Annotated in this window: 29 protein-coding genes; 19 read left to right on the plus strand and 10 right to left on the minus strand. The window is 63.8% G+C overall.

Translation table 11 applies throughout. The features are described from left to right. The first annotated feature begins 105 nt into the window (after positions 1–105). The gene (locus QCE88_RS35115) at positions 106–924 is read left to right on the plus strand and encodes an AraC family transcriptional regulator (protein ID WP_309911013.1); all 819 of its coding nucleotides are present in this window, start codon (positions 106–108) and stop codon (positions 922–924) included. A 357-nt stretch (positions 925–1,281) separates the two neighbouring features. Then, positions 1,282–1,692: a response regulator gene (locus QCE88_RS35120; RefSeq protein ID WP_309910093.1), complete on the plus strand. Its 411-nt coding sequence runs from the start codon at positions 1,282–1,284 to the stop codon at positions 1,690–1,692. A gap of 54 nt (positions 1,693–1,746) precedes the next feature. On the opposite strand, the gene QCE88_RS35125 is transcribed toward QCE88_RS35120, so the two are convergent. Next, positions 1,747–1,917 carry a hypothetical protein gene (locus QCE88_RS35125; protein ID WP_309819855.1) on the minus strand — a complete coding sequence of 57 codons (171 nt, stop codon included), beginning with the start codon at positions 1,915–1,917 and terminating at the stop codon, positions 1,747–1,749. A 165-nt stretch (positions 1,918–2,082) separates the two neighbouring features. Here QCE88_RS35125 and QCE88_RS35130 point away from each other — a divergent pair, with 165 nt between their 5' ends. The 4 genes from QCE88_RS35130 (at position 2,083) to QCE88_RS35145 (ending at position 6,592) form a co-directional block, all read left to right on the plus strand. After that, positions 2,083–2,304: a hypothetical protein gene (locus QCE88_RS35130; protein ID WP_309910095.1), complete on the plus strand. Its 222-nt coding sequence runs from the start codon at positions 2,083–2,085 to the stop codon at positions 2,302–2,304. Positions 2,305–2,341: 37 nt separating this feature from the next. Continuing rightward, positions 2,342–3,013 carry a glutathione S-transferase gene (locus QCE88_RS35135; protein ID WP_309910097.1) on the plus strand — a complete coding sequence of 224 codons (672 nt, stop codon included), beginning with the start codon at positions 2,342–2,344 and terminating at the stop codon, positions 3,011–3,013. Positions 3,014–3,109: 96 nt separating this feature from the next. Next, positions 3,110–4,744: an ATP-dependent helicase gene (locus QCE88_RS35140; RefSeq protein ID WP_309910099.1), complete on the plus strand. Its 1,635-nt coding sequence runs from the start codon at positions 3,110–3,112 to the stop codon at positions 4,742–4,744. Positions 4,745–4,756: 12 nt separating this feature from the next. Continuing rightward, complete coding sequence (locus QCE88_RS35145; RefSeq protein WP_309910100.1) at positions 4,757–6,592, plus strand: ATP-binding protein; 1,836 nt, start codon at positions 4,757–4,759, stop codon at positions 6,590–6,592. 19 nt (positions 6,593–6,611) lie between these two features. Here QCE88_RS35145 and QCE88_RS35150 read toward each other — a convergent pair whose 3' ends face one another. The 3 genes from QCE88_RS35150 to QCE88_RS35160 form a co-directional block, all read right to left on the minus strand. After that, positions 6,612–7,466, minus strand: a complete 855-nt coding sequence (locus QCE88_RS35150; protein WP_309910101.1) for a helix-turn-helix domain-containing protein — start codon at positions 7,464–7,466, stop codon at positions 6,612–6,614. Between the two features lie 229 nt (positions 7,467–7,695). Continuing rightward, positions 7,696–7,899, minus strand: coding sequence for a cold-shock protein (locus tag QCE88_RS35155; RefSeq protein WP_309837892.1), 204 nt, complete (start codon positions 7,897–7,899; stop codon positions 7,696–7,698). Positions 7,900–7,978: 79 nt separating this feature from the next. Beyond that, positions 7,979–8,248, minus strand: coding sequence for a hypothetical protein (locus tag QCE88_RS35160; RefSeq protein WP_309910103.1), 270 nt, complete (start codon positions 8,246–8,248; stop codon positions 7,979–7,981). Between the two features lie 36 nt (positions 8,249–8,284). On the opposite strand from QCE88_RS35160, the gene QCE88_RS35165 reads away from it, so the two are divergent. The 5 genes from QCE88_RS35165 (at position 8,285) to QCE88_RS35185 (ending at position 12,960) form a co-directional block, all read left to right on the plus strand. Beyond that, positions 8,285–8,449 (plus strand): hypothetical protein, encoded by a 165-nt coding sequence (locus QCE88_RS35165; RefSeq protein WP_309910105.1) that lies wholly within the window; start codon positions 8,285–8,287, stop codon positions 8,447–8,449. Between the two features lie 362 nt (positions 8,450–8,811). Continuing rightward, the gene (locus QCE88_RS35170) at positions 8,812–9,573 is read left to right on the plus strand and encodes an SDR family NAD(P)-dependent oxidoreductase (RefSeq protein ID WP_309910108.1); all 762 of its coding nucleotides are present in this window, start codon (positions 8,812–8,814) and stop codon (positions 9,571–9,573) included. Between the two features lie 47 nt (positions 9,574–9,620). After that, on the plus strand, positions 9,621–10,946 hold the full coding sequence (locus tag QCE88_RS35175) for an MFS transporter (RefSeq protein ID WP_309910109.1): 1,326 nt from the start codon (positions 9,621–9,623) through the stop codon (positions 10,944–10,946). A gap of 36 nt (positions 10,947–10,982) precedes the next feature. Continuing rightward, positions 10,983–12,161 carry an L-rhamnonate dehydratase gene (gene rhmD / locus QCE88_RS35180; RefSeq protein WP_309910112.1) on the plus strand — a complete coding sequence of 393 codons (1,179 nt, stop codon included), beginning with the start codon at positions 10,983–10,985 and terminating at the stop codon, positions 12,159–12,161. A gap of 16 nt (positions 12,162–12,177) precedes the next feature. Continuing rightward, positions 12,178–12,960 (plus strand): SDR family NAD(P)-dependent oxidoreductase, encoded by a 783-nt coding sequence (locus QCE88_RS35185; protein WP_309910113.1) that lies wholly within the window; start codon positions 12,178–12,180, stop codon positions 12,958–12,960. Between the two features lie 6 nt (positions 12,961–12,966). Here the strand turns inward: QCE88_RS35185 and QCE88_RS35190 are convergent, their stop codons facing one another. After that, positions 12,967–13,935, minus strand: a complete 969-nt coding sequence (locus tag QCE88_RS35190) for a LysR family transcriptional regulator (RefSeq protein WP_309910114.1) — start codon at positions 13,933–13,935, stop codon at positions 12,967–12,969. A gap of 164 nt (positions 13,936–14,099) precedes the next feature. Between QCE88_RS35190 and QCE88_RS35195 the strand changes: the two genes are divergently transcribed. The 8 genes from QCE88_RS35195 (at position 14,100) to QCE88_RS35230 (ending at position 21,510) form a co-directional block, all read left to right on the plus strand. Further along, positions 14,100–14,414, plus strand: a complete 315-nt coding sequence (locus QCE88_RS35195; protein ID WP_309910115.1) for an L-rhamnose mutarotase — start codon at positions 14,100–14,102, stop codon at positions 14,412–14,414. 31 nt (positions 14,415–14,445) lie between these two features. After that, positions 14,446–15,336 carry an amidohydrolase family protein gene (locus QCE88_RS35200; protein WP_309910117.1) on the plus strand — a complete coding sequence of 297 codons (891 nt, stop codon included), beginning with the start codon at positions 14,446–14,448 and terminating at the stop codon, positions 15,334–15,336. A 13-nt stretch (positions 15,337–15,349) separates the two neighbouring features. After that, positions 15,350–16,867, plus strand: coding sequence for a sugar ABC transporter ATP-binding protein (locus QCE88_RS35205; protein ID WP_309910118.1), 1,518 nt, complete (start codon positions 15,350–15,352; stop codon positions 16,865–16,867). Further along, positions 16,867–17,907 (plus strand): ABC transporter permease, encoded by a 1,041-nt coding sequence (locus QCE88_RS35210; RefSeq protein ID WP_409018299.1) that lies wholly within the window; start codon positions 16,867–16,869, stop codon positions 17,905–17,907. Before QCE88_RS35205 ends, QCE88_RS35210 begins: the two co-directional genes overlap by 1 nt. Next, entirely contained in the window at positions 17,900–18,910 is a 1,011-nt protein-coding gene (locus QCE88_RS35215) for an ABC transporter permease (protein WP_309910120.1), read from the plus strand. Before QCE88_RS35210 ends, QCE88_RS35215 begins: the two co-directional genes overlap by 8 nt. Before the next feature lie 77 nt (positions 18,911–18,987). Next, entirely contained in the window at positions 18,988–20,001 is a 1,014-nt protein-coding gene (rhaS, locus tag QCE88_RS35220; protein WP_309910122.1) for a rhamnose ABC transporter substrate-binding protein, read from the plus strand. A 283-nt stretch (positions 20,002–20,284) separates the two neighbouring features. After that, the gene (locus tag QCE88_RS35225) at positions 20,285–20,698 is read left to right on the plus strand and encodes a DUF3592 domain-containing protein (protein ID WP_309910123.1); all 414 of its coding nucleotides are present in this window, start codon (positions 20,285–20,287) and stop codon (positions 20,696–20,698) included. Further along, positions 20,695–21,510, plus strand: coding sequence for a hypothetical protein (locus QCE88_RS35230; RefSeq protein ID WP_309910125.1), 816 nt, complete (start codon positions 20,695–20,697; stop codon positions 21,508–21,510). The genes QCE88_RS35225 and QCE88_RS35230 overlap by 4 nt, the downstream gene beginning before the upstream one ends. 374 nt (positions 21,511–21,884) lie before the next feature. Here QCE88_RS35230 and QCE88_RS35235 read toward each other — a convergent pair whose 3' ends face one another. From QCE88_RS35235 to QCE88_RS35255, 5 genes are all read right to left on the minus strand, one after another. Then, positions 21,885–22,295, minus strand: a complete 411-nt coding sequence (locus QCE88_RS35235) for a helix-turn-helix domain-containing protein (RefSeq protein ID WP_309910127.1) — start codon at positions 22,293–22,295, stop codon at positions 21,885–21,887. A gap of 437 nt (positions 22,296–22,732) precedes the next feature. Next, positions 22,733–22,984: a hypothetical protein gene (locus QCE88_RS35240; RefSeq protein WP_409018272.1), complete on the minus strand. Its 252-nt coding sequence runs from the start codon at positions 22,982–22,984 to the stop codon at positions 22,733–22,735. Positions 22,985–23,445: 461 nt separating this feature from the next. After that, positions 23,446–23,691 (minus strand): hypothetical protein, encoded by a 246-nt coding sequence (locus tag QCE88_RS35245; protein ID WP_309819900.1) that lies wholly within the window; start codon positions 23,689–23,691, stop codon positions 23,446–23,448. Positions 23,692–23,911: 220 nt separating this feature from the next. Continuing rightward, positions 23,912–24,907 (minus strand): LLM class flavin-dependent oxidoreductase, encoded by a 996-nt coding sequence (locus QCE88_RS35250; protein ID WP_309910129.1) that lies wholly within the window; start codon positions 24,905–24,907, stop codon positions 23,912–23,914. A 208-nt stretch (positions 24,908–25,115) separates the two neighbouring features. Then, positions 25,116–25,931: a PhnD/SsuA/transferrin family substrate-binding protein gene (locus tag QCE88_RS35255; protein WP_309910130.1), complete on the minus strand. Its 816-nt coding sequence runs from the start codon at positions 25,929–25,931 to the stop codon at positions 25,116–25,118. Between the last annotated feature and the right edge of the window lies 1 nt (position 25,932).

Here is a 25,932-nt window from a genome sequence, read left to right on the forward strand (position 1 = left end):
CTTCGTGGCGCATCGTGGGGGCGGCACGCATTTTTTTCGGAGCGGGGCGCTTCTATAATCGGGCGCCAGGATCATCACGCGCAACCCGCCCCAACACCACGACGCATGACAAGCACGGCAGCCCAATCGAGCGAGACCTTCATCGCGCGCCCTCCGGCATCCACGCTTGCCGACATGCTCGGGCATTTCGCGCAGCTCGCGCCGGTGTTCGACGCCATGCCGGACATCGTGTTCTTCGTGAAGGACCGCGACGCGCGCTATGCGATGGTCAACCGCACGCTCGCGCGGCGCTGCGGCTACAAGGACAACAAGACGGCGCTGCTCGGCAAGACCGCCGAAGAAGTGTTTCCCCGCCGCTTCGGCCGCATCTACACCGCGCAGGACCAGGCGATCATCGCGCAGGGGCATCAGCTGATCGACCAGCTCGAACTGCATCTCTACCCGGGCCGCGAGCCGGGCTGGTGCATGACCTGCAAGCAGCCGCTGCTGGACAGCCAGGGCGCGATCGTCGGGCTGGCGGGCATATCGCGCGACCTGCAGGCGGCCGAGGGCACGCATCCCGCCTATAGCCGGCTTGCCGCAGTGGTCCGGCACATCCAGGAGAACTACGTCCAGCCGCTCAACATGCGGCAACTCGCGCAAATGGCCAATATGTCGATCGCGCAGCTGGAGCGGTATTTTCACAAGGTGTTTCACCTGACGCCGCGACAAGTGCTGCTGAAAACCCGGCTCGACGCCGCCACCGCGCTGCTCGTCTCCCAGGACGACAAGGTCACGGATGTCGCGGCGTTGTGCGGCTATACGGATCACAGCGCGTTCACGCGCCAGTTCAAGGCGACGGTCGGCATCACGCCGTCCGAATACCGCGCATTGCTGCAATCAGGCACAATGCGCCCCGATTCGCAGCACGACCCAAAAGTCTGACGGGAAATTGGGGTAGGGCGGTTCCCTGAATTACATGGTCGTGCGGATCCGGCGCGCGCTGACCGGTGCTGAACCGGCGCTCAGGCCCGCCAGATGGGCGCTTGCGGGCTGTCCGGGACAAACCGGTCCGCTTCTTGCTCGAACAGGCTCGCCACAGCCGCATGAGGGATTCCGGGGGTGGCCACCAACCGCGAGGCGTTCCGCACCGGCGCACGCGCGGCTCAAATAGCGGTGCGTTCGGAATTCCCGCCGCGTTTTCGTGTCAACAAGGCGCACCGCGTGTTCGCGGAGCGCCCGATGCGGCGAGTCAAGGAGACCGTCGCGTGAATTCCGTTTTTGGCAGTTGAAAAGAACATCATGAACGAAGTAGCAAGACTGGGGCATATGCGGATCGTGCTCATCGAGGACGATCCGGAAAGCAGGGCATCGCTGCAGATGTTGTTGCAAGAGGAGGGGGCCGAAGTCATCGCCGTAGCCGACGCCGAAGACGGCGCGCAGGCGGCGATCGAGCATCTTCCCGACGCGGTGATCTGCGATCTCGACCTTCCTGAAATGGATGGTTTCTACCTGATCCAACGTTTGCGGGACCATGAAATACGCGGCAACCTGCCGCCTTCCGTCGCCATCGCGCTGACGGGACACGGCGGCGAGGAATACCGCCTGCGCAGTATCGGCGAGGGTTTCCAGCACTTCATGACCAAGCCCGTGCATCCCGATGAACTCGTCACCTTGATCCAGGATGCGGCTGGGGCGCGCGTCGTGATGTAGCGCGCCTTATCGGCCATGAACACGCGGCGCCTCGCGCCGCGTGCGGCTACATGCTCAGGACCGGTCGCGGTTGCGGGCGCGTGTCGCGCCCGTGATGATCGCGATTCCGAGCATGATGACGGCGACGATCATGATCGTGTGCTGCGAGACGTGCATCGCGACAAGTGCCCACGACACGCCGCCGATCAGCACGAGCCATCCGACGAGATAAATGATCAAGGTCATCGGTTTCTCCTTTTGTAGTTGTCGATAAAGTGAGTCTGCATGGCGGGAGCGGGTGCGTTCAACCTCCGCGCGCACGAGGGGCTGCCTGCAAGATGCGTACCGGAGCCATGGGTCGAGGCTTTCGGGCATTGATAGAATCTGCGGCACGCTTTCTTCGACGGTCGCATGCGCACGGAGAAGTTCGACAAGCAGGTCAGGAAGCATCGTTCATCGCAGCATGTGCGGACTATCCAACGGCGTCGCGAAGACGTTGGGCTGAAAAAGTTGGATCAAGCCGGCTGCAACGACCTGATGACCTATCGAAACGACGATCTGCCGTTTGGCATTGCTTGGCCCGCCGGCCATTCCGCGCCGATTGCCGCGTGCGTCTCCGTGCGGATGCGCTGAGCGACGCCAACTTTCCAGCCCGAAAAATTCAAAATCCATGCTGACCGTTCACCACCTCAACAACTCCCGTTCGCAACGCGTCCTGTGGATGCTGGAAGAACTCGGCGTCGAATACGAGCTGAGGCGCTATCAGCGCGACCCGCAAACCATGCTCGCGCCGCCCGAGCTGCGCGCCGTGCATCCGCTCGGCAAGTCGCCGGTCGTGACGGACGGCGACCTGACGCTCGCAGAATCAGGCGCGATCATCGACTATCTGGTCGAGCGCTACGGCGAAGGACGCTTCTCGCCGCCGCCGGGCGTCTCGCCCGAGCGCGTGCGCTACACCTACTGGATGCACTACGCCGAAGGGTCGGCCATGCCGCCGCTGCTGCTCAAGCTGGTTGCGCGGCGCCTGGAGAGCGCGAAGATGCCGTTCTTCGTGCGGCCGATTGCGCGGCGCATCGCGCAGACGATGCAGAGCAGCTTCATCGATCCGCAATTGCGTCTGCACTTCGGCTATATCGAAGCCGAACTCGCGAAATCACCCTGGTTCGCCGGCGATGCCTTCAGCGCTGCCGACGTGCAGATGAGCTTCCCGCTCGAAGCGGGCAGCCAGCGCGCCGGGGCGAAGCAGTTGCCGCATATCCGCGCCTTCCTCGAACGCATTCACGCGCGGCCCGCGTATCAACGGGCGCTGGAACGCGGCGGGCGTTACGACTACGCGAGCTAGCCCAAGCATGGCCATTCGGCCAGGTTTGGAGCGGCCGGGCTGTTGCGTACAATGAGCCGCAGGATTCAATCGCTGAACGCAACCCCAAAGGCAAGCATGGCTCGAATCGTTCCCGACGACTGGAAGAATCTCGAAGCAACCGGCGCGGCCGCGCGCGAGCTCGAAACCCTGGCGCTGCTCGAAAAGCTGCCGGAAGACTACACGGTGTATCACGGCGTGCACTGGACGCGCGTCAACGAAGGCTTCTCGGTATTCGGCGAGGCGGATTTCGTCGTGGTGGCGCCGTCCGGACGCGTGCTGATGATCGAGCAAAAGGCCGGCTTCCTCCGTGAAACCCATGCCGGTCTCGTGAAGGTTTATCTGCAGAAGGAACGCAACGTCGCCATCCAGCTGGCGCGCACGCTGGAAAACCTGCATCGGCGCTTTACGGCGGCGTTCGGCGCGGGCACCTACCGGATCGAAGAACTGCTGTACTGCCCGGATTACACGATCAAGGACGCGGCCATCGCGGGCGTGGCGCCCGCGCGCATCGTCGATGCCAGCCGCAAGGCGCAACTTGCGCGTGTCGTGCTGGAGATCCTTCCGCCTGATGAACCGCGCTTCGAGGCAGCGACCCGGATTCATCACTTTCTCGCTGACGAACTGTCCCTCACGCCCGACACCAACGCGCTGGTCGGCGCGGCCAACACGCTCGTCACGCGGCTGTCGGGCGGACTGGCAACGTGGGCGCGGCGGCTCGAATTCGAACCGTTCCGCTTGCGGGTCATTGCCACCGCCGGCGCGGGCAAGACGCAGCTTGCGGTGCGCGTGATGCGCGAAGCGCTCGCGCAGGGCAAGAGCGTGCTGTATGTCTGCTTCAACCGGCCGCTTGCCGATCATATCCGGGCCATCGCGCCGAAAGAGGCGAAAGTCGCGAACTACCATCAACTGAGCGCGGCCGTGGCGCGCGATGCAGGCAGTCCGCCCGACTTCAGCCAGCCCGATGTGTTCGCCACGCTCGAAGAACGTTTCGCCGCCGTGCCGGTGCCGGATCACTGGAAGACCGACGTGCTGATCGTCGACGAAGGCCAGGACTTCCAGGCGGCCTGGGTGGAGGCGCTGGAGCGCCTGCTCAACCCGGCCGGCGCATGGTGGTGGCTCGAAGACCCGATGCAGAACCTGTATCTGCGTGAGCCGGTGCCCTTGCCGGGCTGGACCATCCTGCGCGAATCGACCAATTACCGCAGCCCGCGCGATCTGCTCGGCTTCATCCGCAAGATCGTCGGCCCTGAAGTACGACTCGATGCAGGCAGCCCGTTCGACGGCTCGGACGTCAGCATCGCCACCTACGAGAACGGTCATACCGAGGAGATCGTCGAGGCCACCAAGCGGGCCATCACGCAGGCGCTCTCGCTCGGTTTCCGCAAGCAGGACATCGCGGTGCTGTCGTTTCGCGGCCGTGAAGGCTCGGCGCTCACCGCGGTCGAGCATCTCGGACCGCACCGGCTGCGCGCCTTCACCGGCACCTATGACCTGTTCGGCAACCCGGAATATCGCGACGGCGACGTGCTGCTCGAATCCATCTATCGCTTCAAGGGCCAGTCCGCGCCGTGCGTGATCCTTACCGAGGTGGACTTCGACACGCTCGACGAGCAGGCCGCGCGCAAGATCTTCGTCGGCGCCACGCGCGCGACCATGAAGCTGATCGTGGTGGCCTCCGAACGCGCCGAGCGTGCCATCGAGGCGCTGTAGCGCCGGCTGCCCGTGACGAGTTCCGTCTTCTCCGTGCGCGGACCTGCCGCGCGTCCGTGGTTCCGCCGCCTGTGGTACGCGGCGCTGGTCGCGCTCGCCATTGCGCCGCCCATCGGCGCGGTGGGCTACATGCTCTATTCGGGGCTGCTCGCGCGCGAAACCCGTACGCTCGTCGTTCCCTACGACGTGTATTGGGACGCCGCGCAGTTCCAGATTGCCTACGAGCGTTTCGAGAATCACGTGCTGCTGTACCGCAACGGCATCGACGAAGACGCCGACGCCGTGCGCACGAGTTATCGGCTGCTGCGCGCGCGGCTCTTGCAGGTTTCGGCGTCGCCGGGACTGGCTGCCGGTCATGAAGCGCTGTTCAACCGGCAGCGCGAAATCCTGCGGCAGTTGCAGACCGCGCTCGACTCCATTCAGGGCGACGTCGATGTGCTCGGGACCGAGCGAAGACACAGCCTGCGCATCGTCGGCGTGCTGCGCCAGAATGCACCGGTCGTGGCGGAGCTGGCGAGCGGGCGCCGCCTGATGGATGTCGCCGAGCGCGAGAGCATCGTGCGCGACTTCGACGCCAGGCGCCGCTATCTGACGCTTGGCGGCATTCTGCTCGGCATCCTGTCGGCTGCGGCCACCATGCTGCTGCTGTTCAACGGCTACCGGCGCACGCGCCTGATCGAACAGCAGCGCACGGCGCTCGCGGCCGAGCACCAGGCGACGCGCGCAGCACGCGAAGCGGGCGTCGCCAAGGACACCTTCCTCGGCATGCTGAGCCACGAGCTGCGCACGCCGCTGCATGCCATTGTGTCGTCGGTGGAACTGCTCGGGCTGAACGCCCGCGGCGACGCGGATCGCAAGATCATGCACCGGCTGGAATCCGGCGCGCGTCATCTGGAAGCGCAAATGCGCGATCTGACCGACTACGCGCGGCTCGGCGCGGGCAAGCTGGAACTGCGCACCATGGCGTTCGATCCGGTCGAGTTGCTCGAATCGATCGTTGATGCCAACGCGTCCTCGGCGACCGCCAAGGGGCTGGCGCTGCGCGGCGACTTCGCGGGCGAGCGCGGTCCGCTCGAATCGGATGCGCATCGCGTGCGGCAGATCGTCACAAATCTCGTCACCAACGGCATCAAGTACACCGATACCGGTTCGGTCGAAGTGCATTTCATGCGCACCGAAAAGCGCCTGGATATTTCCGTCATCGACACGGGTCCGGGCATTCCGCGCGAGCAGTTGCCGTTGATTTTCCAGGAGTTCACGCAACTCGACTCATCGAGCACCCGGCGTTTCGACGGCGCCGGCATGGGTCTCGCCATCGTGCGCGGACTGGTGGAACTGCTCGGCGGCAAGATCACGGTGTCGAGCGAAGTGGGCCAGGGCGCGGCGTTCCGCGTGAGCCTGCCGGTCGTGTCGGTCGATCATCTGCCCGCGCGCGCCGAGCTGGACGCGGCGGCGCCGGCGCAACGCAAGTCGCGCGTGCTGGTCATCGACGACCACGAGTCGATCCGCGAATCGCTGAGCGAAATGCTCACGCATCTGGGCTATTCCGCGGTTGCGATGCCGGAGGTGGACAGCGCGCTCGCCTGGCTGCGGGCCAACGACGCCGACGTGATCCTGGCCGACCTGCACATGCCCGGCAAGGACGGTTACTCGTTCGCCAACGAATACCGCGCGCGTATCGCGCCGGGCGCCAGCGTGCCGATCATCGCGGTGAGCGCGTACGCGCCCGAACTGGTGGACCCGAGCGCGGCCATTCTGTTCTTCGACTATTTGCTGAAACCGGTGCGCTATGAAGTGCTGAAAGGCGCCGTGCACCGCGCGGTGATGGCGCGGCGGCGCGCGACGTGACGGAGGCCCGGCGGCGCGCTTAGCTGCGCATCAGGCGCTTGGAGAGGTCCGCCACCAGAATGCCGAGCCGGGCGGGCTTTTCGAAACACGTCGCGTTGTAGTCGCGAATCAGCTGGCTGATCTCCGATTCGCTCGCCTTGCCCGTGGTCAGTTCGCCAGTGAGCACGAAGATCGGCGCATCCGGATTGTCCGATTCCCGCACCGCGCGAATCGCGCCCGCCGAGGTATGCACGCCGAACAGCCAGTCGATCACCACGGCATCGAAAACCTGCGTTTGCAAGGCTTCGAGGAAGGCGTCGAGACCATAGAAGGCCATCGCGCCGAAACCGGTGGCTTCCAGATAGTCGTGGAGGTTGTCGGCGGAGGCGTGGTCATCATCGACCACGGCAATCATGGGCTTGTCCGTGTCCGGGCGGCGCGGCTGGATTTCGATCTTGTGAACGTCGCTCGCCTCGTGCAGCAACACGCCTTCATGCTTGCTGACGATCCAGCGGCCGTTGAGTTTCTGCGCAATGAAGTCCGGCCGGCTGCCCGGGTCCAGCGCATTGCCGACCCACGCCATGCAGGGAATTTCCACCGAACCGAGTTTGAAGACGGCGTCGTGCGCGGTGCCTTCGGTTTCGTCGGGGCGCGTGTTGATGGAATCGAACAGCTTGAGGGCGGGTTCGTCGAAAGCGTCGGCGACCCGGCGGATTTGCGCGAGCGTCCACGGACTGTTGCCGCGCAACTTGCGGTGACCTTGCGAAAAACTCAGATCGAGAATGCGGCACAACTCAGCGGTCTGTTGCCGCTTGCCGATGCCATGACGGCCCATGAGCTCGCGCACGCGTTCAGCGACGGCGAGTGATTCCGAAGAAGACGTTTCAGTGACCATACCGCCAGCGGAGAGAAAAGTGGGACTGCGGGAGGGAACAGTCTGGCGCGACGATCGGCCAGGCGCAGTCGAACCCACATTGTAAACGGCGCGGCCGAGTGCACTCAAAAAGTGCAGGGAAAAAACGCGTAATGCATTGATTGAGTTGAGAAAAAAGAATTCCTCTGACAAAGCGGACGACCGGGCGCCGGAAGCATTCCTTCGGCGCCGCGCCCGCGTTGCTCGTGCCTTATTGCGGCTGAATCTCGGCGGCCTGAAGACCCTTCGGTCCCTGGCGCACTTCGAACATCACACGCTGGTTCTCTTGCAACGACTTGAAACCGTCAGCGCGGATTTCCGAAAAATGCGCGAACACGTCGGGCGTGCCGTCGTCCGGCTGGATGAAGCCAAAGCCCTTTGCGTCGTTGAACCACTTCACAGTACCGGTTGCCATTGTTTCCTCTTCTTGCAGCGTTGAGCGAGGCGCGAGCCTCGCAAGGGTTGATCGACAGGGTTATACGGCGGCGTCGGAGTCACGCCAGCGCGGCCACGCGCGATCGGGCGGGCGCGGGCGCAGCGGGAATCTCGTCGAGCAGGGCCGACAGTTCGTGCTCGCCGCTGTTGCCGCTGAATTCGCGCAGTGTCGCGAGCAGCGTGCGCCACGGCGCAGGCCAGCGGGTTTCGCGCACGCAACGCCCGTTGGCTTCGGTGATGCGCAGCAGCGTGGTGTCGGGGTAGTAGGTGAGCGTGACGGGCATCCCGTCGAGAACGCAGGTGGCGGTACAGGCTTTCGGTGTGAACATGCTTTCTTGTGTATGAGTGATCGTCGTGCGCGCGGCATGCGCGATTCAACCGACGGCCGCTGGCTTGAGCAACGCGCGTGCCCGAGCGTTCACCACGGCGTTCCGGAAGCTGACGGTCTGGATGAAATAGCCGCGCAATTCGTGAAGGATGAACGGAGTTTTATCGAATTTGACGACAATTGGCGTCACGCGACGGATTAAACTTTAATCAGGTCAGCGTGGAGTGGAAATCGTGTTGCTAGCCGTACTATTAGTAAGCCCCATGGGCGTCGCCGCGCTTTTTGCATTCGCGCGCTTCGCGGACAGAAATTTCAGGGACCACGCCTCTCCTGCAGAGAATCGCTTCATGCAGGTTGCCAGGCGCTCCCAGCCCCATCAAAGACGGCGGCACGCTCGCTGATTCCAGACAGACACCCCCGCCACTCATCGTTCGATTCACTTTTGCTATCGAACGATCGCCCTTTCGAATTGTTCCGCTATTGGCGCCGGACTATAGTGCTTCCCACGGCATGAACCGGCCATAAGACCAACGAAACAACGAAACAACGAAAAGGAGACAACGCATGAACCGTATCGATCTGGCTGAACGCACGGTCATCATCACGGGCGGCGCGCGAGGCATCGGCCTCGCGGTTGCGGAACGGGCGCTGGACTCGGGCGCCGATGTTGCCCTCTGGGACGCGGACGCCGAACGCCTGCAACGCACCAGCGCCGATCTGACGGCGCAACACCCCGGACGCCGCGTCAGCGACGCGGTCGTCGAACTCACCGACGAAGCCTCCGTCGACGCCGCCGTCAAGAAAACGCTCGCCGCGCACGGCCGGATCGACGTGCTGGTCAACAATGCGGGCATCACCGGCGGCAACGGCAGCACCTGGGAACTCGCACCCGATGTGTGGCGTCGCGTGATCGATGTCAATCTGATCGGCCCGTATCTGACCTGCCGCGCGGTCGTGCCGCACATGCTGAAGGGCGGCTATGGACGCATCGTCAACATTGCGTCGATCGCCGGCAAGGAAGGCAATCCGAACGCGTCGCACTACAGCGCGTCGAAGGCCGGGCTGATCGGGCTGACCAAGTCGCTCGGCAAGGAACTCGCCGGCAAGAACATTCTCGTCAACGCGGTCACGCCCGCGGCCGCCAAGACCGAAATCTTCGATTCGATGTCGCAGCAGCACATCGACTACATGCTCTCCAAAATCCCGATGAACCGCTTCCTGCTGCCGCACGAGGCCGCCTCGCTGATCCTGTGGCTCGCCTCCGAAGACTGCGCGTTCAGCACGGGCGCGGTGTTCGACCTGTCGGGCGGACGCGCCACCTACTAGAGCGGACGGCCGCCGCGCTTTTCTGCGCGGCGCTTCTGGAGAGAGACATGGATGACTCCGCACGCGCGGAAGGCGCCGTCACGTCGCGCGTGATGCGCCGGCTGCTGCCGTTCCTGTTGCTGATGTACGTGCTGGCGTTTCTCGACCGCGCCAACATCGGCTTCGCGCAGAAGGCATTGCAACAGGACACCGGGCTGTCGAATGCCGCGTTTGCCTTCGGCGCGGGCGTGTTCTTCATCGGCTACGCGATCTTCGAGGTGCCGAGCAATCTGCTGCTGCATCGCGTCGGCGCGAAGCTGTGGATGTGCCGCATCATGGTCACATGGGGGCTCGTCTCGGCGTCGATGGCCTTCGTGCACAACGCAACCAGCTTCTATACCTTGCGCTTTCTGCTCGGCGTGGCGGAAGCGGGCTTTTTTCCGGGCATCGTCTATTACCTGACGCGCTGGTTTCCGCAGTCGGCGCGGGCGCGCGCGCTCGGCGTGTTCTACTTCGGCGCGCCGCTCGCGTTCATCTTCGGCGCGCCGCTGTCCGGCCTGTTACTCGATCTGCATGGCGCAGCCGGGCTGAACGGCTGGCAATGGCTGTTTCTGGTCGAAGGGCTGCTGGCATCGATCGTCGGCGTATGGGCCTTCTGGTATCTCGACGACGATCCCGCCCGCGCCCGCTGGCTCACACCAGAGCAACGCGCCACGCTCGTCGCCCGACTCGCCGACGACGCCCGCTTCGCGTCCTCGCACGGCCCGCGCAGCGTACTGGCGTCGCTCGTCGATGCGCGCGTGCTGGTGCTGTGCTGCGTGTACTTTCTGATCCAGGCCGCCGTGTACGGCGTCGTGTTCTATCTGCCGCAGCAAGTGGCGGCGCTGCTTGGCACCAAGGTGGGTTTGCGCGTCGGACTGGTGACGGCGCTGCCGTGGCTGGTCGCCGTGATCGTCACGTGGATCGTGCCGCGCTACGCCGACCGCACGGGGCGGCATCGCGTGTGCGCTGTCGCATTGCTGCTGATGTCGGGCATCGCGATCGCCGTGTCGGGGATGACGGCGCAGCCGGCTATCTCGCTGGTCGCCCTGTGCTGCGCGGCGAGCGGCTTCATTGCCGCGCAGCCGCTGTTCTGGACGTTTCCGACGCGTTATCTGACCGGCGCGGCCGCCGCGGCCGGCATCGCGCTGATCAACTCGCTCGGCGGACTCGGCGGTTTCTTCGCGCCGATGGCCCGCACCGCCGCCGACGCCGCCCTGCATTCGACCGGCGCCGGCCTCATGGTGCTCGGCGGCGCGAGCGTGCTGGCGGCGCTGATCATCGTCGTGATGGTGCGTCCGCACCGCGACCTCACGCTTGCCGATGCGCGCGCCCGCAACGCCCGCGCATCCTGAACCTTCTGAAACACTCAGCCCAACACGGAGCAGACCATGTCCATGCCCACGATTCGCCAGGTGCGCGCCTTCACGGTTCGCGGCGGCGGCGCCGACTATCACGATCAGGGCGCCGATCACTGGATCGACGACCACATTGCCACGCCGATGGCACGCTATCCCGAGTACCGCAAGAGCCGCCAGTCGTTTGGCCTGAACGTGCTGGGCTCGCTGGTGGTGGAGATCGAGGCGAGCGACGGCACGGTAGGCTTCGCGGTGACGACGGGCGGCGAGATCGGCGCGTTCATCGTCGAGAAGCATCTGGCGCGCTTTCTGGAAGGACAGCGCGTGACCGACATCGAGAAAATGTGGGATCAGATGTTCAACGCGACGCTCTACTACGGACGCAAGGGCATTGTGCTGAACGCGATCTCGGGCGTCGATCTCGCGTTGTGGGACCTGCTCGCAAAGGTGCGCAAGGAGCCGGTGTTCCAGCTGCTCGGCGGCCCGGTGCGCGACGAACTCCAGTTCTACGCCACCGGCGCGCGGCCCGATCTGGCGAAGCAGATGGGCTTCCTCGGGGGCAAGATGCCGTTGCAGCACGGTCCGGCGGAAGGCGAGGAAGGCCTCTCGAAGAATCTCGCCAAGCTGGCGGACATGCGCTCGAAGGTGGGCGACGACTTCTGGCTGATGTTCGACTGCTGGATGAGCCTCGATCTGAACTACGCCAAGCGGCTGGCGCACGCGGCGCGCGAATACGGACTGAAGTGGATCGAGGAAGCGCTGCCGCCCGACGACTACTGGGGCTATGCCGAACTGCGCCGCAGCGTGCCGGGCGGCATGATGGTGTCGACCGGCGAGCACGAGGCGACTCGCTGGGGCTTTCGCATGCTGTTCGAGATGGGCTGCGCGGACCTGGTGCAGCCGGACGTGGGCTGGTGCGGCGGCATCACGGAGCTCATCAAGATTTCGGCGCTCGCGGATGCGCACAACGTGCTGGTCGTGCCGCATGGTTCGTCGGTGTACAGCTATCATTTCGTCGTCACGCGTCACAACTCGCCGTTTGCCGAGTTCCTGATGATGGCGCCCAAGGCCGACCAGGTGGTGCCGATGTTCAACCCGCTGCTGCTCGACGAACCCGTGCCGGTGAACGGCCGCATGAAGGTGCCGGAGACGCCGGGCTTCGGCGTGCGGCTCAATCCCGAATGCAAGCTCGAACGGCCTTATACCCATTGAAGAGGAAGAGGACGTCATGCTGCTTGAGAACAAGGTCGTCGTGGTGACGGGCGGATCGCGCGGCATCGGCCGGGCGATTGCGCTGGCCAGCGCCCGCGAAGGCGCGGACGTCGCCATCAACTACTGGGGCGACAACGACCGTTCCTATGGCCGCGGGTCGGCGGTGGAATCGATCGTCGACGAGATCGAGGCGCTGGGACGCCGCGCGATTGCCGTGGAGGGCAATGTCGCTGAACGCGACACCGGCGCCGAACTGGTCCGGCGCACGGTGGAGGCGTTCGGGCACATCGACGTGTTGTCCAGCAACGCCGGCATCTGCCCGTTTCATGCGTTTCTCGACATGCCGCCCGCCGTGTATGAAACCACGGTCGCCGTGAACCTGAACGGCGCGTTCTACGTGACGCAGGCGGTGGCGAACCAGATGAAATCGCAGGGCACGGGCGGGGCGATTGTTGCGACGAGTTCGATCAGCGCGCTCGTCGGCGGCGGCATGCAGACGCATTACACACCGACCAAGGCAGGCGTGCATTCGCTGATGCAGTCGTGCGCGATCGCGCTCGGACCGTATGGCATTCGCTGCAATTCGGTGATGCCGGGCACCATCGCCACGGATCTCAACGCCGAGGATCTCGCCGATCCCGACAAGCGCGCCTACATGGAGAAGCGCATTCCGCTTGGCCGCCTGGGCGATCCCGACGACGTCGCGCAATTCGTGGTGTTCCTCGGTTCGGACCGTGCGCGCTATGTGACGGGCGCGTCCTTGCTGGTCGATGGCGGGTTGTTCGTGAATCTGCAATGACGCGATTCAGAGATTCGCCGAAGCGGAATACTTGCGCAGCAGCGCGATGAAATACTCGGCGGGCTCGCTCAAGGTTTCGAAGCGGCGGCGCAGCAGCCCGAAGCCCGACAGGCTCTTGCCGACCTCGATCGGCAGTTCCACCAGCAACTGCGCGCGCAGATAGTCGCGCACGACGGACTCGGGCAGCATCGCGACGGCTTCGCCGTTCTGCAGCAGCTGAAGGGTCGCGAAGATCGATGCGCATTCCACGATGTTCGCCGGCGAGCTGAGTCGCGCACGCGCGAGTTCGTCTTCGAAGAGGGCGCGCGCGGGGCTCGTGATCGGCTGGAGGATCCATGGCCAGCCCACCAGTTGTTCGAGCGAGAGCGCGCTCTTTCCGGCCAGCGGATGGCTCGCGCGCACGACGAGCCGCATGGCTTCACGAGCGAGCGGCTCGAAGTCGAAATCGTTGTGTTGCAGCGGCGTGGTCAGCCGTCCGAGCGCGAGGTCTACTTCGCGGCGATGCAGCAACTGCACGACCTGATCGCTGGTTTCGCCGAGAATGCGCACGTTCAGCAACGGCCGTTCGACTTTCAGTTCGGTGACGGCCATGGCCAGTACGTCGGGGGCGGCGCCCATGATCGCGCCTACGGTCAACTGGCCGTGACCCCCGCGACGCTTGGCGTCGAGGTCTTCGGCAAAGCGCGTGAGGTCCGCAAGCGAGCGGCGTGCATAAGCCAGCGCCGCCATGCCGAGCGGTGTCGGCTGCATGCCGCGCGCATTGCGCTCGAACAGCAGGAAGCCGAACGCTTCCTCGATGTCGCCCAGCATGCGGCTTGCGCTCGGCTGCGCCACGTTGATGGTTTCGGCGGCCTGATGCAGGTTGCGGGCATCGTCGAGGGCGACCAGCAGCGCGAGATGCTTGAACTTCAGGCGGTTGACCAAGGCGCTTGGGGAAATGCTCGGCGACACAGTGTGGGACGCAATCTCGTTCATTCGACAGTCCGCGTGAAAGCGCGCGATGATAGGGCGCTGCGATACGTTTTTGCGATCGGCCAATCCTGCAATCGGATTGTCGTGTTATCGGTCGGCGAATTATAGTCGCAGCACAACGAGTCCCGGACACAGGGAAACACTCAATCAGAACAAGGCGGTCCGCCATGGAGACAGTGGCATTTCGCATGACCCTGAAACCGGGCATGCACGAGGAATACGCAAGGCGGCATCGTGAGATCTGGCCGGAACTGGCCGATGCACTGCATGCCGCGGGCATCCGCGATTACCGCATCTTTCTCGACGAATCGACCGGACATCTCTTCGCCCTCTACGCGCGCACGGCCGACCACACCGTCGATGCGCTGCCGATGCTGCCCATCATGCGCACGTGGTGGGACAGCATGGCCGAGTTGATGGAAACACACGACGACCACGCGCCTGTCAGCGTGCCCCTGACGCCGGTCTTCCATCTACCCTGAAACCCTGGCCGCTTTCGCGAGGAGCGCAACCATGCAGGTCGTCGATCCGCATCTCCATCTGTGGGATCTGTCCACGCATCATTACCCCTGGCTCGCGAACCCGCAGACCTCCTTCGTCGGCGATGCGCGCAAACTGAAGCATGACTATCTGCTCGGCGATCTGTTGCGCGATGCCGAGGACATCCAGGTCCTGAAAATCGTGCACGTGGACGCCAATCACGATCCCGCCGATCCGGTGGAGGAAACGCGCTGGCTGCAGGGCATCGCGGATGTCGAAGGGCGCGGCATGCCGAACGGCATCGTGGCGGGCGCGGATCTTTCGGCGGACGATGCGCCGGCCGTGCTCGAAGCCCATGCCGCCTTTGCCAATACGCGCGGCATCCGTCAGATTCTCAACGTGCATGACGACCGGCTGTACGACTACGTCGGCCGCCATTACATGCGCGAGCCGCAATGGCGCGAGCACTTCGGCTTGCTGCGACGCTACGGCATGTCGTTCGACCTGCAACTGTATCCGTCGCAGATGGCGGAGGCGGCGGAGCTTGCGCGCGAGCACGCCGATACGCAGTTCATCGTCAACCACGCGGGCATGTTCGTCGATCGCAACGCGACGCGCGGCTACCGCGAATGGCGCGACGGCATGCGCCTCCTGGCCGCGTGCCCGAACGTCGCGGTCAAGCTGAGCGGCTTCGCGATGTTCGACCACGACTGGACCATCGAAAGCCTGCGGCCCTACGTGCACGAATGCATCGACACGTTCGGCTGCGAGCGCGCGATGTTCGCGTCGAACTTTCCGGTGGACCGGTTGTTCGGCACGTACACCGGCTTGTGGAACGCGTATGCGCGGATCGTCGGCGGGGCGAGCGACAGCGAGAAGGACGCGCTGTTCGTGCGCAACGCCGAGCGCATTTACCGGATCTGAAGAGGGCATCGCCATGACCATGACACCCCGTCTCGAACTGCTGCACGCGAGCAAGTCGTTCGGCCGCGTGCGCGCGCTCGGCGACGGCAGCCTGCAACTCTTTCCCGGCGAAGTGCATGCGCTGCTCGGCGAGAACGGCGCGGGCAAGTCGACGCTCGTCAAGCTGCTCGCCGGCGTCTATCAGCCCGATGCGGGCGAGCTGCGCGTCGAAGGCATCGCGCGCCGCTTCGCCAATCCGGCCGAGGCGCGCGATGCCGGTATCGCGGTGATCTATCAGGAGCCGACGCTCTTTGCCGATCTCTCGATCGCAGAGAACATCTACATGGGCCGGCAGCCGCGCGACCGCCTGGGCCGCATCCGCTACGACGAGATGCATCGCGAAGTGGACGCGCTGCTCGTGTCGCTCGGCGTGAGCCTGCGAGCGCAGCGGCTGGTGCGCGGGCTGTCGATTGCGGATCAGCAGGTGGTGGAGATTGCCAAGGCGCTTTCGCTGGACGCGAACGTGCTCATCATGGACGAGCCGACCGCCGCGCTTTCGCTGCCGGAAGTGGAGCGGCTGTTTGCGATCGTGCGCGCGCTGCGCGAGCGCGATGTGGCCATCCTCTTCATCACGCATCGTCTGGACGAAGTGTTCGCGCTGACGCAGCGCATGACGATCATGCGCGACGGCATGAAGGTGTACGACGCGCTCACGCCGGACATGAACATCGACGCGATTGTCAGCCGGATGGTGGGCCGCGACCTCGACACCTTCTATCCGAAAGCCGATGTCGCGCCCGGCGACGTGCGGCTCTCGGTGCGCAATCTCACGCGCCAGGGCGTGTTCAGGAACATTTCCTTCGATGTGCGCGCGGGCGAGATCGTCGCGCTGGCGGGTTTGGTCGGCGCGGGGCGCAGCGAAGTGGCGCGCGCGATCTTCGGCGTCGATCCGGTGGATGGTGGCGAAGTAAAGATCGCGGGCAAGAAGCTCGTGCTCGGCCGGCCGGCTGCCGCCGTGCGCGCGGGCCTCGCGCTGGTGCCGGAGGACCGTCGCGCGCAAGGGCTCGCGCTGGAACTGAGCATTGCGCGCAATGCGTCGCTGACGGTGCTCGGACGCCTGATGCGGCATGGGCTCATTACGGCGCGCAGCGAGTCGTCGCTGGCGGCCGACTGGGGCAAGCGTCTGCGCCTGAAGGCCAGCGATCTCGATGCGCCGGTCGGCACGCTGTCGGGCGGCAATCAGCAGAAGGTCGTGCTCGGCAAATGGCTGGCGACGAATCCGAAGGTGCTGATCATCGATGAACCGACGCGCGGCATCGACGTCGGCGCGAAGGCCGAGGTGTACCGCACGCTGGCGGAACTGGTGAAGGAGGGCATGGCCGTGCTGATGATATCGAGCGAACTGCCGGAAGTGCTTGGCATGGCGGACCGCGTGCTCGTGATGCACGAAGGGCGCATCAGCGCGGACATCGCCCGCGCGGATGCCAACGAAGAACGGGTGATGGGCGCCGCACTGGGCGCGTCGCCGCAGAATCTGGGGCGCGCCGCATGATGACACGACATTCTCCGACGCTGCCCGCGATGCCGCCCACCGAAACCAAGCGCGACAGTATCGCGGTTTCCATCGCGAAGAGCCGCGAACTGACGCTCTTCATCGTGCTGCTCGTGCTGATCGGCGCGACGGCGGCGGCCAAGCCGGACTTCCTGAACCTGCAGAACCTGCGCGACGTGCTGCTGAACGTCGCGATCATCGGCCTGCTGACGGCGGGCATGACGATCGTCATGCTGATGCGGCATATCGATCTCTCGGTGGCGTCGATCGTCGGCGTGAGCGCGTATGCGGTCGGCAGCCTGTTCGTCATGTTCCCGCATGTACCGGTGATCGTCGCGCTGCTCGCGGGTATCGGCATTGGCGGTGTGATCGGCGGGGTGAACGGCGTGCTCGTCACGTTCGGTCGCGTGCCTTCGCTCGTCGCGACGCTCTCGACGCTCTACATCGTGCGCGGCGCCGATTACGCATGGGTCCACGGCGGCCAGATCAACGCAACGAGTTTGCCGGATGCCTTCGCGGCGATCGCCACCGGCTCGCTGCTCGGCGTCCCGAACCTCGTATTGATCGCGCTTGTCGTGCTGATCGGGTTGTCGGTGTATCTGAAGCAGTATCGCGGCGGGCGCGAGCACTACGCGATCGGCTCGAATCCCGAGGCCGCGCGGCTTGCCGGCATCCGCGTGGACCGGCGCGTAATGATCGGCTTCCTGTTGTCCGGCGCGATTGCGGGCCTGGCCGGCGTGCTGTGGCTCGCGCGCTTCGGCACCGTCGATGCCAGCACCGCGAAGGGCATCGAGCTGCAGGTGGTGGCGGCGGCGGTGGTCGGCAGCGTGGCGATCACGGGCGGCGTCGGCACCATCGCGGGTGCGACGCTCGGCGCGCTGGTGCTGGGCGTCATCAACATCGCGCTGGTGGTGCTGCGCGTGTCGCCGTTCTGGCAGCAGGCCATTCAGGGTGCGCTGATCGTCGCGGCGATCGCGCTCGATACCTTGCTCGCGCGTTCAGTGGCGCGCCGCATGATGAGGAAACGCGATCATGGCTAAACCGGATTCCGCACTCTCGACGAGCCGCCGCCGGCATCTGCAATGGGAAGCGATGCTTGTCATCGTGCTGGTGGTGTCGCTCGCGGCGGGGCGTGTGCTGTCGCCGCTGTTTCTCTCGGCAGCCAACGTGTCGAACATGCTCGCCGACTTCACCGAGATCGCGCTGATCGCGCTGCCGATGACGCTCATCATCGTCGCGGCGGAGATCGATCTTTCGGTGGCTTCGGTGCTCGGCGCATCCAGCGCGCTGATGGGCGTGCTCTGGCACATGGGCCTGCCGATGCCGCTGGTCATCGTGCTCGTGCTGCTGTTCGGCACGCTGGCGGGCTTGTTGAACGGTCTGGTGATCGTGCGCTTCAACCTGCCCTCGCTGGCGGTGACGATCGGCACGCTCGCGCTGTTTCGCGGCCTGGCGTACGTGCTGCTCGGCGATCAGGCCATCGCGGATTTTCCGGCGGCGTACACGGCATTCGGCATCAATACGCTGGGCGATACGTTTCTGCCGATGCCCTTCATTCTCGTGATCGCGGGCGCGGTGATCTTCACGGTGCTGTTGCAGGCGACGCCGTTCGGCCGCAGCCTGTTCGCGATCGGCGCAAATCCGACGGCCGCGCAGTTCTCGGGCATCGACGTGGCGAGGACCAAGCTCAGGCTTTTCATGATGTCGGGGGCGATGGCGGCGCTCGCGGGCATCGTCTACACGCTGCGCTTCACGAGCGCACGCGGCGACAACGGCGAAGGCTTCGAGCTCTCGGTGATCGCGGCGGTGCTGTTCGGCGGCGTGAGCATTTTTGGCGGACGCGGCTCGATGGTGGGCGTGCTGCTGTCGCTCGTGATCATCGGCGTGCTGCGCAATGCGCTGACGCTTGCGGATGTTTCGAGCGAGACGCTGACCATCGTGACGGGGGCGTTGTTGCTTTCGTCGGTGCTGATTCCGAATCTCGTGGCGCGCTGGCGGGCCGTGCGCGAGAAACGCCTGATGCTCCGGGGCGTGACTGAATGACTGGCGGTGCTCGTCGATAACCAGCGCAAGGATTGGCTTTACCGCTGTCCGCGCGCAATGACAGGAGACATTACGACATGAAGAAGCTCATTCGATTCCCGCGCGGCCCGGCCGTGGCGGCGGCTGTTCTTGCGGTGACCGTCGCGCTGACGGCCACCGCCGCCGAGGTCAAGAGCGGCCTGAAGATCGCCTTCCTGCCGAAGCAGATCAACAACCCGTACGAAGTCATCGCCGATGACGGCGGCATGGCGGCGATCAAGGAGATGAAGGGCGATGGCAAGGTCGTGGGGCCGTCGGATGCGGGGGCTTCGTCGCAGGTGAGTTATATCAACACGCTCATTACGCAGCGGCAGAACGCGATCGTCATCGCCGCCAACGATGCGAATGCGGTCGTGCCGTATCTGAAGAAGGCGATGTCGCAGGGAATCAAGGTCGTCACGTTCGACTCCGATACTGCGCCGGATGGAAGGCAGATTTTTGTGAATCAGGCGGATTCGGAGGCGATCGGACGTGGGCAGATTCAGTTGTTGTCCAAGTTGATCGGCGGCGAGGGCGAGTTCGCGATTTTGTCGGCGACGCCGAATGCCACTAACCAGAATACGTGGATCAAGTGGATGCAGGAGGAGTTGAAGAAACCCGAGTACGCGAAGATGAAGCTCGTGAAGATTGCCTACGGCAATGACGACGATCAGAAATCATTCGTCGAAACGCAGGGTCTGTTGCAGGCTTATCCGAATCTGAAGGGCATTGTCGCGCCGACGTCGGTGGGGATTGCGGCTGCGGCACGCTATATCTCGAGTTCGCCGGCCAAGGGCAAGGTGGTCGTGACGGGACTCGGCACGCCGAATCAGATGCGCGCGTTCGTGAAGAACGGGACCGTGAAGGCGTTTCAGTTGTGGGATCCGGGTCAACTCGGTTATCTCGCGGCGTTCGCGGCGGCGAATCTGGCGTCGGGGACGATTACCGGGAAGGAAGGGGATTCGTTCGAAGCTGGGAAGTTGGGCAAGCGGACCGTGGGGAAGAGCGGGGAAGTCATTCTCGGACCGCCTACGACGTTTGATGCGGCGAATATCGATAACTTTAATTTTTGAGGGCGTAGGGCGAAGCGTGTGTTGGACCTGGGAGATGACGGGACGCTTACGGGCGTCCCGTTTTTTTTTGTGTCGGCTTTGGGGCGGAGGTGGTTTGGTCAATGCGCGGATGTCGGAACGCATGCACGTCATGCCGCCGCTCTGTTCCTAGTCGATGAAGCTTGATTCGGATATTTCGTATTTCGTTCGATTGGGTTTGATTTCACAGTTGGGTGGTGAGTGATTTTTCCATGCGCTATGGAGCCTCGAGCAGGTGCCATGCCAACAGCGACATAAGCGGACCATGAGGCTTGAAGTCAAGCGTATTGACTGGCTGACGATTGGAATCGCCGTGACGATCCTCCTCTCGTTCGGACAGTTCAGCTTATCGAACATTCGATTTTTCCTGCATTCCACGGTGACGTCAGGCGAAGTGGTCAAGCTCAATCATGGCGGGTACCACCCGCAGGTGATATTCACGACCGACAAGGGCGAACGCATTTCCTTTCCCGGCAGCAGTTCGTATCCGGTGGAAATCGGGGATCGGCTCGAAGTGCGCTATGAGCGCAGTCAACCACTCAAGACGGCCATCCTGAACCAGAAGACGCAAATGTTTGGTGGCGATGTGCTGATGCTGGTCGTCGTATGCACTTTCACGATCTTGGGTCTCCGAGGGAAATCGCTGTTCGACCGATGGATAAAGTTGAAAAATGAGTGAGTATCCTTCAGCCGCAATTGCTGTTTGGAAAGTTGGAGGCTCCGCCTGCTTCAACGGCTTCGCTCCTGTCGTTGGCTCCTCAGCAGCTTACCGAAGTCATCGCCAATGTGATCGAAAAAGGCTCTGGACCTGGTCTGACGGACTGGCTCCAAGTTGGGATAACCGTGGTCGCAAACCTTGTGCTGGGTTACGTCGCGTGGAAATCAGCTCGATCTTCTGAGGAAAGTGCCGAGGCGGCTCGAAAGAGTGCCGACATCGCCTCGACTGAGCAACGTCCTCGATTTATTGTGAAGTTGATGCAGTTCAAGGTTGTAGGCAAGCGCAAAGATGGCACTCTCGAATGCTCGGTGTTCTTTCGGTTAAATAACCATGGAGCGACAACGGCTGAGATTACCCAGGTCCGGCACGCACATGCGATTTCTCGAACGTTTCCTGAAGAACCCATCTACGACTACGTTCCAGAATACAGACGCGGTCTTGCTGAAGCGCTTGGAATCTTCGGCGTGGTGACTGACACAAGTGAGAATCATAGTCTCGAATATGGCTTTCAAGTTTCACCAGAGGAAGCAAAAGGAATTGAAAGCGGGAGTCTAAAGCTTTGGATTTCTGGTTGCCTTTGCTATCGGGACTATCTGGATGAGGATTGGGTCAAGACGTACGTAGGGATTCTGCCGTTCCTTCAAAGGCAACTTATCATCGATCGAGAGGTCCGGTTGGTGCGACCGCCCATTAAGGTAGCGAAGCACGAGGCGACACGACGCGGTGTCGTCGATCAGCAAGGATCTCTAATTTCGACCCGCACGAAACGTTGACGCTTAGATCTCTATATGGCGGAGCCGCAAGACGATGACCGGGAGCCTTCATGCCCACAATCACACGCGATGCACCGACACGCCGGGCTGTGCTCCCGGTTCATCGGGTGCGAACACTCACGCCAATCAACGTGCTCAGGACCGCAGCGCCATTGCGCAGACGGAAGCCAGGGAGGCCACGCCCACTAGCTGCATTCCTCCATTGCGCCGTTCCTCTTCCAACCCACTCTTTCCGAGCTCGTCGATGCACTTAGCCAAGGCAATCATCCTGATGAAGAGCGTGAAGGATTGATCGATGGCGGAGGCGTCACTTCGGCACCAGGCGTGCTGGAGTATCAGGACCGTACCGACAATGAAGTCCCGCACGACGCCCCTTACCGCCGCGACTTCGACAACAAATGCCCCAACCCGAGGTTAGTCGCAATCTGCCACACATACACGCGTGAATAACGCACCCCGTAGCGCCGCTCGATCAGCTCACGCAACCTCGCATTGGTCCACGCGTCGCTCTCGAAGCCGTGCACGCGCGCCGATCCCTGCAACGCCTCCGCTATCCACTCGAGTGCCGCGCGATCCAGCGCCGAAGCTCGCCCGCCCACGGCCATTTTCCCGAGCGCATCGAGACCGCCTTCTTCAAGGAGCGCCTTGTAGCGTCGCACCGTCTGTACCGACAGATGCAACGCATCCGCCACCGCTTCCACCGACGCCCCTTGCATCAACATCCGCCCCGCTTCCATGCGTCGTGCGACGCTGGGCAGGGTATCGGTATCGGGACGGGGAAGCATGGCGTGCCGTTCGGTCAGGCTCGGCTCGCATGAGCCAACCGGATCGCTGCCAGACCAAAGGCCGCCAGGCGACAGGCAATGCCCATCGCACCGCAAGCGACCTTGCGGTGTTCATATGCGTTCACGTGTGCCCCCTTGTCGAGTGAGGCTCGTTGAGTGACGACGGCAGGACGGGATCGGGCGATGTGAAATCGGTGTACGGCTGTCGTGCGCCGCCTTTCCGAGATGTACCAATAAACGTTTTCAGCGACGATGGACCAGCATCGCCGAAAATTTTTCGGCTTGATTATTCCCGATGGATTTCCTATGAAGGCCGCACAGGACGACGCGCAGACGCAATCCGCCTGTATCCGGCACACAGGGTCACGCAGCAGAGACCAAGGGAAGGCAATGCACACACTAACGCCAACAACCTGGCGTTCCCACTAAAAACCGCCTCAAACGCGATAGAACTCGATGTCCTGTCCCGCATGAACCGCGCGCTTGAGCCACTCGGGCATGTCGCCCAAGCCGTCCCACGTGTCCCCGGAGGCATTGCGGAAGATCGGCATGGCGCTGCCTGCCGCATGCGGCATGGACGGCAACTGCGGCATGGGCCGCTTCGCCTTGGGTGCACCATGGGTCCCGTTGGTCTTGGTGAAGGAGGGCGGCGGATTCTCCGCAGGCACTTCGGCCAATGAGTCGGCCAACGCTCCTTCCGAAATGCCGAACTCGACCATTCGGCTGCGCAAATACGCAATGATGCTGTCTCGCTTTCTTTCGTCCACGGCTTTCCTGATTCAGCTTTTTGATTATCAGAAGACGAACCGATATCCCGCGCGGACCGGCAGGCGGCTCGATGACTTGATTGGATGTGTTTCTTGAAGCGTGGCGCAGTGCGTGCCTCGCGTCAATTAGTGTATTTACCGCAATATCAATTAATGCGCCCGGGCGCCTCGCCATTATTGCCGGCATTTGCCCCGAATGCGAACATTCATCCACCCGGGCAACGCAATGACGGACGCGCGCCTCGCTGCGCACGGTACGCCACGTTGCACGTTGAGGAGCCACGAACCGCCAGAAGCAAGGTCATCGTACCCAGCGCCGCATGACGGCCGATTACCCCGCGTGTGTGTATTGTATGCTGTCAATCGCCACTGTTAAATCGCTTTTAACGATTGTGTTGTTCTCCCGGTAATTCCGCACCATGAGCCCGTATGGCGGCAATCAATTCCGCCGGCGTTATCTCATAACGCACTTCGCGATGAATGCCGGGTTTGCGCTCATCGATTTCGATCAATAGTACCGCCTTGCCGTCCGCCGCCGGTTCGAGTCGCAGCGAACGGACTTCTTGCCCGCCGGCATCGTCATATTCCGTCATGAGCGTGATGGCGCCCGTGACGGCGCTTCTCGGCATCGACATTCTTCCTCCCATCTTGCTGTGTCATTGTTGTTGCGCCGCGCCCCAAACCCCGCGCGCATCGTTACGGGCGCGCGCAAAGCGGATCAGGCCGGGCGGATGAAGCGGACGCGAAGGGCGACCACGTGCTCGCCGCCTTCCGGTTCCTCATTATTGCCTGTCAAAAGCAGCGGCGTCCAGCACGCAACAATCGATGACAACGCGCGGCGCGCGCGTTTCAGGCCGTCTGGCCGATCGCGTCGCGCGCCTGGGCGGTGATTTCGAACGAGCGCAGGCGCTTCGCATGATCGAAAATCTGCGCCGTCACGATCAGTTCGTCGGCCTGAGTCTGCTCGATCACAGAGCGCAGACCCGCTTCGACATCGGCCGGGCTGCCGACCACCGAGCACGCGAGCGAACGCTCGACGCCCGCGCGCTCAGCGTCGCTCCAGGCCACCGTTTCGACCGGCGGCGGCAGTTGTCCGGGCGTGCCGCGGCGCAGATTGATGAACTGCTGCTCCAGCGACGTGAAGAGGAAACGCGCTTCCTCGGCGGTGTCGGCGGCGAAGACGTTCACGCCGACCATCGCGTGCGGCTTCTTCAGCGTCGCCGACGGGCGGAACTGCGCCCGATATACCTCCAGCGCGGTCAGCAGGTAATCCGGCGCGAAATGCGATGCGAACGCGAACGGCAGCCCGAGCGCCGCCGCCAGTTGCGCGGAGAACAGCGACGAGCCGAGCAGCCAGATCGGCACATGCAGGCCGGCGCCAGGCACGGCACGCACCCGCTGGCCTTCGACGGGATCAGCGAAATAGCGCTGCAACTCGACGACGTCGTCCGGAAACGACTCCGCGCTGCCGATCAGATCGCGGCGCAGCGCTCTCGCGGTCGTCTGATCGGTGCCGGGCGCGCGGCCGAGTCCCAGGTCGATGCGCCCGGGAAACAGCGAGGCGAGCGTGCCGAACTGTTCGGCGATCACGAGCGGCGCGTGATTCGGCAGCATGATGCCGCCGGAGCCGACCCGGATCGTCTTCGTGCCGGCCGCGATATGGCCGATCACGACGGCCGTCGCCGCGCTCGCAATGCCGGACATGTTGTGATGCTCCGCGAGCCAGTAGCGCACGTAACCCAGGCGCTCGGCGTGCTGCGCGAGATCAAGTGAATGGGCGAACGCGTCGGCGGGCGTCGAGCCTTGCGGGACAGGGGAAAGATCGAGTAGCGAGAAGGGGATCATTGCGACATTCCGTAAGCGTGGCGGCGCGGGTGGCACTTTGGGGAGCGCTTCGGCACATTCCGCCGCGTTGTTGCGCGCCAGGCGCTGAAAGACTCGATTGTGCCGAAACTCCGCAAACCATGCCGGGACGGTCCGTGACGGTGTGCCGTTGCGGCGGTCAGTCGCTCGGCCGGTTAGCCGCTCGCCCAGCCCTCAGGCTCTCAGCCCCTCAGCCAAGTTGCGGATACCCGCGCACCATCGCGTCCCTTTCATAGTCGAGGATCGACGCGTAATCGGCGAGCGTGCGCCGGACGACGCCATTGAGCCGAAGCCGCCGCGAGAGCGCCGGGTCGGCTCGCGAGGCGTCGGCGAGCGCCTGGAAGACGCGTTCCCGCTCATCCGCCGGCAGCCGATGGGACGCAATGAACGGCAGCCCGCCCGCGCTCGCTGTCGTGCCGATCACGCGCACACCGTCGGTCAGTTCCGGCGCATGTGCCTGTGCGAAGGCAAAGGTCACGCAGTCGATCGCCGCGACATCGGCACGGCGCTCGATCGCCAGCGCGCGCAGCGACGCGAGATGCGCGCCGGTCCACAGCACCGACGAGAAAAAGCGCCCGTCCCGCGCGAGCGGCGCGACGGCGTGTCGCAGCAGGTTCATGCCGCTGTTGGAATCGGCGGCGTTGCTGGCGGCGCGCAATCCCCGGCACGCCTCGAGCGAATCCGCGCTGACATGCGCACCCGCCACCAGGACGCTGTGATAGCGTCCGTCGCCGCAGCCGGGAAGGTCGAACGACGGTGCGCCGAGCAACTGCACACGCGAGGCGAGCGCATGCACGAGCGGATAGCCGCAGGTCTGCGACAACAGCAGGTTGTCGCGCAGCCAGAAGGCGGTCAGATCGGCGCCGGCATCGACAATATCGAGCGTATCGCCGCGCGCTTGCAGCCAGTCCGCGAGATGCGCGCGGACGTGATGCAGCAATTCGCGCCAGTCCGCCGCGAGCGCGGAGCTGACGTTGTACATCGGCAAGGCGGCGATCCATCGCATC

Source organism: Caballeronia sp. LZ035 (genome assembly GCF_031451175.1).
Classification (GTDB): Bacteria; Pseudomonadota; Gammaproteobacteria; order Burkholderiales; family Burkholderiaceae; genus Caballeronia.